At 43.1% G+C, this 10066-nt stretch carries 8 protein-coding genes and 1 pseudogene; 7 read left to right on the forward strand and 2 right to left on the reverse strand.

What is annotated here, in order from left to right; translation table 11 throughout:
- Positions 1–90 precede the first annotated feature (90 nt).
- On the forward strand, positions 91–450 hold the full coding sequence (locus ACRN9H_RS02585; protein ID WP_220774491.1) for a YajD family HNH nuclease: 360 nt from the start codon (positions 91–93) through the stop codon (positions 448–450).
- Positions 451–510: 60 nt separating this feature from the next.
- Here the strand turns inward: ACRN9H_RS02585 and ACRN9H_RS02590 are convergent, their stop codons facing one another.
- Positions 511–744 (reverse strand): DUF1289 domain-containing protein, encoded by a 234-nt coding sequence (locus ACRN9H_RS02590; RefSeq protein ID WP_432312336.1) that lies wholly within the window; start codon positions 742–744, stop codon positions 511–513.
- 163 nt (positions 745–907) lie between these two features.
- On the opposite strand from ACRN9H_RS02590, the gene ACRN9H_RS02595 reads away from it, so the two are divergent.
- From ACRN9H_RS02595 to oleD, 5 genes are all read left to right on the forward strand, one after another.
- Complete coding sequence (locus tag ACRN9H_RS02595; RefSeq protein ID WP_432312337.1) at positions 908–2188, forward strand: methyltransferase; 1281 nt, start codon at positions 908–910, stop codon at positions 2186–2188.
- Between the two features lie 252 nt (positions 2189–2440).
- Positions 2441–3490: a 3-oxoacyl-ACP synthase III gene (locus ACRN9H_RS02600; protein WP_263188453.1), complete on the forward strand. Its 1050-nt coding sequence runs from the start codon at positions 2441–2443 to the stop codon at positions 3488–3490.
- Positions 3491–3584: 94 nt separating this feature from the next.
- Positions 3585–4532 (forward strand): alpha/beta fold hydrolase, encoded by a 948-nt coding sequence (locus ACRN9H_RS02605; protein ID WP_432312338.1) that lies wholly within the window; start codon positions 3585–3587, stop codon positions 4530–4532.
- A complete protein-coding gene (oleC, locus tag ACRN9H_RS02610; RefSeq protein WP_432312339.1) occupies positions 4532–6337 on the forward strand; it encodes an olefin beta-lactone synthetase in 1806 nt (601 codons plus the stop codon). Before ACRN9H_RS02605 ends, oleC begins: the two co-directional genes overlap by 1 nt.
- Positions 6338–6491: 154 nt before the next feature.
- Positions 6492–7607 (forward strand): 2-alkyl-3-oxoalkanoate reductase, encoded by a 1116-nt coding sequence (gene oleD, locus ACRN9H_RS02615; RefSeq protein WP_432312340.1) that lies wholly within the window; start codon positions 6492–6494, stop codon positions 7605–7607.
- A gap of 41 nt (positions 7608–7648) precedes the next feature.
- Here oleD and ACRN9H_RS02620 read toward each other — a convergent pair whose 3' ends face one another.
- Positions 7649–9397: a GSCFA domain-containing protein gene (locus ACRN9H_RS02620; protein ID WP_432312341.1), complete on the reverse strand. Its 1749-nt coding sequence runs from the start codon at positions 9395–9397 to the stop codon at positions 7649–7651.
- 342 nt (positions 9398–9739) lie between these two features.
- Here ACRN9H_RS02620 and ACRN9H_RS02625 point away from each other — a divergent pair.
- Positions 9740–9953, forward strand: a pseudogene (locus tag ACRN9H_RS02625) (DUF3624 domain-containing protein).
- Positions 9954–10066 lie beyond the last annotated feature (113 nt).

A 10066-nucleotide genomic window follows, 5' to 3' on the forward strand; every position in this document is an offset into this window, starting at 1 on the left:
TACCCTGTAAAGTGCGGGATATATTGCTCCAAGTGATAACAGCGATTATCCTTGGGGCAATTTTTTAGGGTTTGTTTTAGGAATGTCACTATGTCAGTACCAGGCCAGAGTAAATTAGACAAAGTATTAGCCGATGCGAGAGAGTACAAAGCCAAACGTGAAGGTGGCTATCGTGAACAGGCTCTAAAACTCTATCCTTGGGTGTGTGGTCGTTGTACTCGTGAGTTTACGCCTAAAAATTTAAGTGAATTGACTGTCCACCACAAAGATCATAATCACGATAACAACCCGTCAGACGGTTCAAACTGGGAGCTATTGTGCCTGTATTGCCACGATAACGAACATTCCCGCTTTGAAGAGCTGATCCGCTACGGTGGTACCACTGAAACTAAGCAAGCGGCGGCCACTTATAATCCTTTTGCTGACTTGAAATCGCTGCTAAAAAAGTAGCCTTTTATGATGTGAGCGATAGATTGCTAGCGTTAAGGCAGATGGGTTAATTAGCGGGATTTAATCTTTAGTGGTAAAACGCGCTTCAGCGGCGAGCCATTTTTCTCGGCTTAAAACATGCTGGTTTTCATGACCTTCTAATGCGACTTTACGGGCTGGTAATTGTGCGCAAATCGCGGCTTGCTGTGCTTCGCTGGCGGTGCGCCAACTGACTATTTCATCGATATGCCGAAAACAACCCATGCAATAGTCATCATCATTTAAACCGCAGCGTGCAACGCAAGGTGAAAGCATAGGTGTCCTCTGGGTGCCTTATCGTTATAACGTTAAGGTTTCAGTTAACGATATGGTTGAGTGTCTAACGTGGCGCGATACTAACATTTTTTCGTATAAAGTCATCTTTAAGGCGCATTCACTTGGCCTAAAATAAGGTAAGTTTTTTGATACTGGGTATGACGTGAATCAAGATAAATCGTACAACACATTTAATTATTCAAAGCGATTTGAGCAACTTAATCAGTTGCTTGAACAGAGCGTTGCCCTGTGGCAAGTGCGTGCATTTGAAGTGATCGCTTTACCTTGGGCACAGGATTTTCCGCAGTTGGCCGCCGCTGTGTGGATGCTGGCAGACGATGAGCTTGATGAACTCGATGCCGAGCAATCTTTGCTGGTTGAGGCGCTAACACCGGCATTAAGTGAAGATCTTAAGGCGTTAGGCCAAGATTGGGATTTATCCTTATTCACTGAATCGATTGCCGCTACAGATAAAATACTTGTTGTTGATGAGGCGCAGGTTAATGGTTTATCCATTGATGATGAAGCGCATTTTAGTGCGCACATTAAAGGTCGTAAATGGCAGCAAATTACTGCATTTATGCAGTATTTGCCGGATCTTGATTTACCTGTATTGGAATGGTGTGCGGGTAAAGGCCATTTAGGCCGCTTGATTGCCAAGGCCCGCGGCGCCGAAGTGGTGAGTCTAGAATGGCAAGCGCCACTGTGTGAGGCTGGCCAAGTCTTTGCCGATAAGTGGCACTTATCGCAAACCTTTGTTTGCGCTGATGCCTTTGCCATTGATGCTGATACCAATCCATTCACGAGGCAACAACAAGTCGTGGCACTACATGCTTGCGGTGATTTGCATGTTCGGCTGTTAACGCTGGCGGCCGAGGCGGGCACGCAGGCATTGGCGATTTCTCCTTGTTGCTATCATTTAATTCAAGCGAGCCATTATCAGCCGTTATTCAATCTTGCTCAGCAGAGCAGCCTAAAACTCAGCCGCCATGATTTACAGTTACCGCTGCAGCAGAGCGTGATCGCCAATCCCAAACAACAGGCGCTGCGCCATCAAGAAATCGCGTGGCGCTTAGGCTTTGATGCACTGCAACGTCAATGTCGACAAATCGACGAATATTTGCCTTTACCCTCGTTAAAACAGAGCCAGTTGAGCGGCAGTTTTACTGATTTTTGCCTGTGGGCGGCGCAGATGAAGGCCGTTAATTTAGCCAAAAACAGGGATTTTGAGGCTTGGCTTGAGATAGGGCGACAAAGACAACAATTAACTCGCCGTATCGATTTAGTGGCGCATTTATTTCGTAGCGTACTGGAGCAGTGGCTCATCTTAGATCGCGCTTGTTTTTTGCAGGAACAAGGATATGGTGTTTGCGTGGGTGAATTTTGTGCAAACAGCGTCACGCCTAGAAATGCGCTAATTTTAGCGCAAAAAATGGCGATATAATTTTGAACGTCTTAAAGTATACTGTACTGTTATGTTTTTTATGAAGTATTTTCTTATTAGCCTATTTTAAATGAGTTAAAGCAAATTCAACGCCGTCGTGTTTAGAACCTGCGCTGTGAGACAAGTCTTACACTGAGGATGGTTTTTTATTGAATCATCCGGCTTTTCTTGTTCAAATGTCGCATTAATGACGAATAACAACTGAAAGCTGATCTTAGGTCAGTCATTCTAGTGAGCGAATAAAACAGTTTCATGAAATATTCCCGCGTATTTATTAATAGCCTGGCCTACGAACTGGCACCTGTTGTGGTTTCCAGTAGTGAGCTAGAGTCTCGTCTCGCTCCTTTGTATCAAAAGTTCCGTATTCCTATGGGACAGCTTGCCGCATTGACTGGGATCACCGAACGCCGCTGGTGGCCAAAAGGGCATCAATTGTCCGACGGTGCCATTAAAGCGGCCCGTAAAGCCATGGTTGAAACCGGGATTAACGTTGCTGATTTAGGTGCTGTTGTCTACACCGGTGTGTGCCGTGACCAACATGAACCCGCCACGGCTTGCCGTATTGCTGCCGAATTGGGCGTGTCAAAAGACACCGCTATTTACGATATCAGCAACGCTTGCCTTGGGGTGTTATCGGGTATTTTAGATATCGCTAATCGCATTGAGTTGGGCCAAATTAAAGCAGGTATGGTGGTGTCATGTGAATCGGCAAGGGACATTGTTGATGTCACTATCGACAACATGCTCGCCGATCCGACCATGCAGAATTTTGCCCAGTCGCTGGCGACCTTAACCGGTGGCTCTGGCGCCGTGGCGGTTATCTTAACCGACGGCAGTTTGCCACTGACCAATGTGCGTCAGCATCAATTGCTCGGCGCATCGCATTTATCGGCACCTGAGCATCACCAGCTATGTCAGTGGGGATTACAGGAAGCAGGCCACAATCTGTATCGCGAGTTTATGCGAACCGATGCGGTCACGCTTCTCAAAGAAGGGGTTGAGCTGGCCAAACATACTTGGGATCATTTTCTTGAGCAGCGCAATTGGCTGGTTGAACAAGTTGATAAAGTGATTTGTCATCAAGTCGGTGCATCGAACCGCAGGCAAGTGCTTAGTGCACTCAATATTCCACCAGAGAAAGAATTTCCAACCTACCAGTTACTTGGCAATATGGGCACCGTATCTTTACCTGTGACTGCGGCGATGGCGCACGACCAAGGTTTTTTACAGGCGGGCGATCAAGTGAGCTTTTTAGGTATAGGTAGTGGATTAAATTGTATGATGTTAGGCATTAAGTGGTAAAAGCGTCATAGGCCTTTTAATCTCTACGACCTAATATATTTATTCGCTTTAAATAGCGCTCGCGTTCAATAGTATTAAAAAGATAGGAAGCGTTATGTTAGACACTCTGTTGCCTTTTCAACGTCATTTTTTGAGCCGTAATGGCAACAAGTTGCATTATATAAACGAAGGCCAAGGCGAACCTGTAGTGATGGTTCACGGTAATCCTAGCTGGTCGTTTTATTATCGTAATTTAGTCAGCGCTTTAAAAGAGACTAACCAATGCATAGTGCCGGATCATATCGGCTGCGGTTTGTCAGATAAGCCCGACGATAGCGGTTATGATTATACGCTTAAGAGTCGTATTGACGATCTTGAAGCCCTGCTCGATAGCTTAAATGTTAAAGACAATATCACCTTAGTCGTCCACGATTGGGGCGGTATGATAGGTATGGGCTATGCGGCGCGTTATCCTGAGCGCATTAAACGCTTAGTGATTTTAAATACCGGCGCTTTTCACCTACCTAAGTCTAAGCCTTTCCCTTGGCCGCTGTGGATCTGCCGTAATACCTTGTTAGGTACAGTGCTAGTTCGTGGTTTTAATGCTTTTTCATCTATTGCATCCTATGTCGGCGTGAAGCGCCAACCTATGTCGAAATACATTCGCGATGCCTATGTAGCGCCGTTTAACTCTTGGGCTAATCGGATTTCGACCTTGCGTTTTGTGCAGGATATTCCGCTGCGTGAAGGGGACAGAAACTATCAATTAGTCTCTGATATTGCAGCGAGTTTGTCGCAATTTGCCAAAATCCCGACGTTGATTTGTTGGGGCCTAAAAGACTTTGTATTTGATAAGCACTTTTTGGCCCAATGGCGTCAGCTCATGCCCCATGCAACAGTGCATGAATTTGCCGATTGTGGTCACTACATTTTGGAAGATGCCAGTGATGAAGTTATTCATCACATCAAAGGCTTTATGTCTGAAGATAGTGCTGCGATAGAAACTGCAAATATAGAGAGTTCAAGTGCCAAAACGGCAGCGGCTGAACAGGTCAGCGGTTAATGTCTACGTTGTTTGCGACTGATGCTGCTCTGTCGGCTCAATCCATATCTATACCGAGCGCGACATCAGCTGTTTTAACTGTGGCTGATGCCAATATTTGCCGCCACCTTAAGCAAGCTGCCCATGCGATACCCCATCACCTCGCTGTGGCAGTGCAACAGGCGCATGGTGCATCGGTGGCGAATTTACGTTATAGCGAGTTAGATTTCCTTAATCTAGATAAGCAGAGCGATACCATCGCCTTTGCGCTTAACGCCCATGGCATTGAGCGCGGCATGAAAGCTGTGCTGATGGTGACGCCAAGCCTCGATTTTTTTGCCTTAACCTTTGCGCTGTTTAAAGCCGGTATCATCCCCATTCTGGTGGACCCGGGTATGGGCATTAATAATCTTAAACAGTGTTTTGAAAAAGCGTCGCCCGATGCCTTTATTGGTATTCCTAAGGCCCATGTTGCCAGACGATTATTTGGTTGGGGTAAGGGCAGTATTCGATCATTACTCAATGTGGATGGCGGTAAAGTTGACCTAACCGCTAAGCTGATGAAGATACTGACTGGCTCGATAAGTTTATCGACCTTGCTGCAATACACCTCAACGAAAAACACCTCAACGCAACACATTGAATATCCAATGGTGATGCTAAAGCCTAATGAAATGGCGGCGATTTTATTCACCAGTGGCAGCACAGGTACGCCAAAGGGCGTTGTGTACAGTCATGGGATGTTTGAAGCGCAAATTCAAGCGCTTAAAAATGATTATGGTATTACCCACGGTGAGCGCGACTTAGCCACGTTTCCGTTATTTTCGCTGTTTGGACCCGCGCTCGGTATGGCATCTATCGTACCGGATATGGATGCCAGTAAACCGATTACTGCTAACCCCGAATTTCTATTTGCTGCGATTGAAAAATATCAATGCAGTAATATTTTTGTAAATCCTGCTTTATTAGAGCGTTTAGGCCGTGCTGGGCAACAAAAACAACATAAGCTACCTAGTGTACAGCGGGTTATTTCAGCCGGTGCGCCCGCGACTATTGCCTCTATTGCCCGCTTTAAGCAAATGCTTAACCCAGATGTGCCGATTCTAAACTCCTACGGCGCAACTGAATCGTTGCCCATTAGCATGATTGCCAGTAAGGATTTATTTACCACTACTGACATCACAGATAACGGCGGCGGCATTTGTGTCGGCCGCGCGATTGACGGTGTGACGATTGGTATTATTGGCATAAGTGAAGATGTCATCCCCCTATGGGATGAGACATTACTGCTTAATTGCGGCGAAATCGGCGAGATAGTTGTGCAAGGGCCTATGGTGAGCCATGCCTACTATCAACTCGATGGCGCGACAGCGACGGCTAAAATTTGGGACACAGTAAATAGCAGCGTAAGGCATCGCATGGGCGACTTGGGTTATCTGGATGACCAAGGCCGATTATGGATGTGCGGTCGTAAGGCCCACAGAGTTGATGCCACCCATAAAGGACAGTTTGCTAAGCGCTATTATTCCATTCCTTGCGAGCGCATCTTTAATACCCATCCTAATGTGAAACGTTCGGCATTAGTGGCGGTGACGGTAGCAAACGAGATAGAGCCATTAATCTGTATCGAACTTGACCAGTCCCTGGTATGTAATAAGAGCCAGCAGCTGTATCAAGAACTCGTCAATATTGCCGAGCAATTTTCCCAAACTCAGGGCATAAAACGCTTTCTTATTCATCCTGATTTTCCTGTTGACATACGGCATAACGCCAAAATTTTTAGAGAAAAATTAGCCGTTTGGGCGCAATCACAAACAAAGGGTTAATGTTAGCCTCAGCGATCTTCTCTCTGCCTTTTTACGTTATAGTCTGTGCCCACGTTAACTAAGCTTGTTTAACTTTTTTAGCCTTTATGCTTATTTTGTAAATGCTTACACAGACTTTTAAGTCTCATATTAATGAGCAGAAATGGATACCTAAATGACGATAGACCCAACTAACAGTACGACGCTAACGCAGTATCATGCGCGTGAGCAAACGGCGCTTAAGCTGCTCGCCCTTAAGGTTTCGCATGCCTTTGTGACGGGAGCAGGGGGATTTTTAGGTAAAGCTATTTGTGTACGCTTATTAGCTGCGGGTATTAAGGTTACTGGCTTTGCGCGCGGAGATTACCCCGAACTTGAGGCGCTCGGCGTGACCATGCAGCAAGGGGATTTAGTCAATAAAGAGGCTTTACAACAGGCGATGCAAGGCTGCGATATGGTGTTTCATGTAGCCTCTAAAGCAGGCGTTTGGGGCTCAAGGGGCAGCTATTTTAGCCCGAACGTTAAGGGCACCGCTAATGTGATTGCCGCTTGTAAGGAATTAAAAATAAATAATTTAGTGTACACAAGTACGCCGAGTGTGACCTTTGCGGGACAAGATGAATCTGGTATCGATGAATCCACGCCCTATGCAACATCATTCCTTAATTATTATGCCCACTCCAAAGCCATCGCTGAAAAGATGATACTGGATGCTAATCAAGTGAGTGATACCGCGACTGCGAATACTGATATAAATCAAATGCCTTATGCGCTTAAAACCGTCGCACTGCGGCCACATTTGATCTGGGGCCCTGGAGATCCTCATTTAGTGCCTCGAGTGCTGGAGTGCGGCCGTTTAGGTAAGCTAAAACTGGTTGGACATGAGGATAAACTGGTCGATACTATCTACATTGATAACGCTGCTTACGCCCATGTACTGGCGGCGCTTGAGCTCTGTCAAACTCAGCCTAAGTGTCAAGGTAAAGCCTATTTTTTGAGTAATGATGAGCCCATCACTATGGCAAAAATGCTCAACCTGATTTTGGCCTGCGATGGTTTACCTCCTGTGACAAAGCGGGTTTCTAAATCCGTTGCTTATGTGACAGGCGCAGTATTAGAGAGTGTGTATTTGCTGCTAAAGAAGCAAGAAGAACCCATAATGACGCGCTTCGTTGCACGGCAGTTATCCTGCAGCCATTATTTTGATATCAGCGCAGCCAAGCGAGATCTCGGCTATGGTGCACTAGTTTCTATTAATGAAGGGATGGCAAGGCTTAAAGCATCATTCTAGCAAGCCAATGAGGACTTTATGAGTCCTCATTGGTATGAACTTTAGGTGTTTTCAGAGATAATTGTTAATAACTTATTTGCTAGCCATTTATAATATAATGAATTTCCGTGGATCCAATCATGCGGAGCATCTGGAGTGCCGATATCTGAGGCGTACATCATTGGAGTATCAATTTCCTCATCGAATGTTTTTGCTGCATTAAAAAATAAAATATCAAACTGTGACCATAAGTATTCAATTGCGTCAAAGTAAGAATATATTAGCCCTACCATTGAATTCGATTCTTTGAAGTGACGACAGAATGGTGGATCAGAAACCACGATAACGGTATGTCCCCTATCCTTCATTGCCAGCAATATTGAAAGTTGTTGTGATTGATCTTCATGAAAAAAATCAACATAATTTTGTAGAGTGATATTCTTAATATCTGCATCTTCTTTTTTCTGAAGCCATGTGAAAAATCTAGCGACTGTTTGATGAGTTTGTAAACCAATATTTGATATAATAACCGACTTTTCTTGAAAGTGAGATTCCTCATGTGCCTGTAGATTTTTCAATATAGGTGCATAAAGCTGCCGTGAGGCGGCGTTTTCTAGTGGTACAAAATATTCAGTGGGGCATATTGAGAATTTGCCTTGAGCAAATCCTGAACCATTCATTACCATACCGCCAGTAAACATAATCTTCATTTCCTTGAGTGCTGTAGCTAACTTACCCATGTGGCTATCACCGAGTAACGTTAATTGATTTACTGTGGTGTGATTTAAATTAATCGGTAGTTTGTTTAATGCCTCTAAACGTTCTTCATCACAAACGGTTTCTTCGTATTGCTCTTTCTTGTTTTTTTGTGATGAATGTATCTCACCGTTAGAAAATGCTGATTTGAAGTGGCTCATAACATATTCAATCGCATCATTTGACACAGTTCTTCGATTCGCATTGAATCTAAAATCATCAACATTATTAACTGTTATAATTTCAAATGATGGGAAATAGTCAAAAAAATCATCATTATCAGATAGGTAACCAGCAACAGATCGTAGTACAGATTTAGAGTATTGGCTTGCTACAAGAATATGTTTATCTGATGCTGTTGCTGTAAGAGGGACGGGAGATACAGTCAAAATCATTTTAATTTTTGGATTGATATGTTTGATTATACCTTTTATTTCTAATAAATCAGATTGTATTTCATTATAATTAAACTCATGAAAATAAAAAATATTCTTATTAAACTCTCCTGCTATAACCCCAGGGCAACTCGGGTAGAAAATATTATCTAAATCTTTCCAAGCCTCAGTTAAACCTAAAGTAAATATAAGCACATTAGTATTTTTTAACGTATCTAACAGCTCATTTTTTGCTGCATTCCTTGAGTCTCGCAATGTCTCTTCCGAGTCAAACCCTTCAGGGAAAACACTCGGTCTAAGAAGGTCAAGGTAACGTCCCACTTTTTCATCATAATAAATATCGAATTTATTACTTGAACGGCTTGATTGCAACCATTGTAGTAAACATTTAGGGGTGTAAACATTGCCAAAAGCAAAGCTTGATATTTGTTTTTTATCAAGTTGACTACGGTTAAATGAATAATCATTTTCGAGTAACCATTTCCCAACATGTTGAGCGAAACATGATCCTATAGATGATAATTTGCTATTTTCTTTTGATATAAGTAGGTTATGAATTAACTTAAATGGTTCATCTCCTAAGTTAACTTGTGCAACACCCGTTTTCCAAAAGGATTTTTCTGCTTTTTCACTATAGGGAGTAATGGGCAGTGTGGTCATAAGATAACTCCATTTTAAAATATTTTGTCAATAAAATTTATAAAAATTCAGGCATTATATAAAAATCGAAATTATTTATACTTAACTCGAAAGATTTTTAGGTATTTAATCATAAATATCATAGCAGAAATGAATAATGATTAAATTAGTGTTGACTCATCTGTTGGTTTTGGCATTTAGGAGTAATTTTTTACGGTTACATTTATATTCTATCATTCTAAACGTCAACGTTGTCCTTACAGGTATATATGATGTAAGAGATTAACTATAGGGTTCGTTTATGTTGTCTTACTTTACAATAGATATTATAGAAGCAGTAGCTATTGTGGTGATAAAAGTTAAATCTGGAGGTTTTTTAGGCAAAAATATGATGAGCTTTGTATAAGGCAGCTAACGGTTTCATCAGTGATCACTTGGCCGCTGTTGATGGCTTTATTATGATGAGCCTAGGGAAGTGAATTTGATTGCCTTACTGTTTTTCTGCAACGCTTTTACTGGGTTACTTGCCTTACACCTTACTGTCTTGGCTTACCGTCGCCTCACAGGGCGGGATTAAGCTTTGTTAAATCTCTTAACCAAAGAAAATCTCGCGCCTAAAATCGTCATTCCATGCTGCCTTTCTTATCTTGGTTGGTTTACTGGCTTTTAGCGGATGCTGCTCTAAAAGGT

Source organism: Shewanella sp. MF08487 (genome assembly GCF_050848685.1).
GTDB classification, from domain to species: Bacteria; Pseudomonadota; Gammaproteobacteria; order Enterobacterales; family Shewanellaceae; genus Shewanella; species Shewanella glacialipiscicola.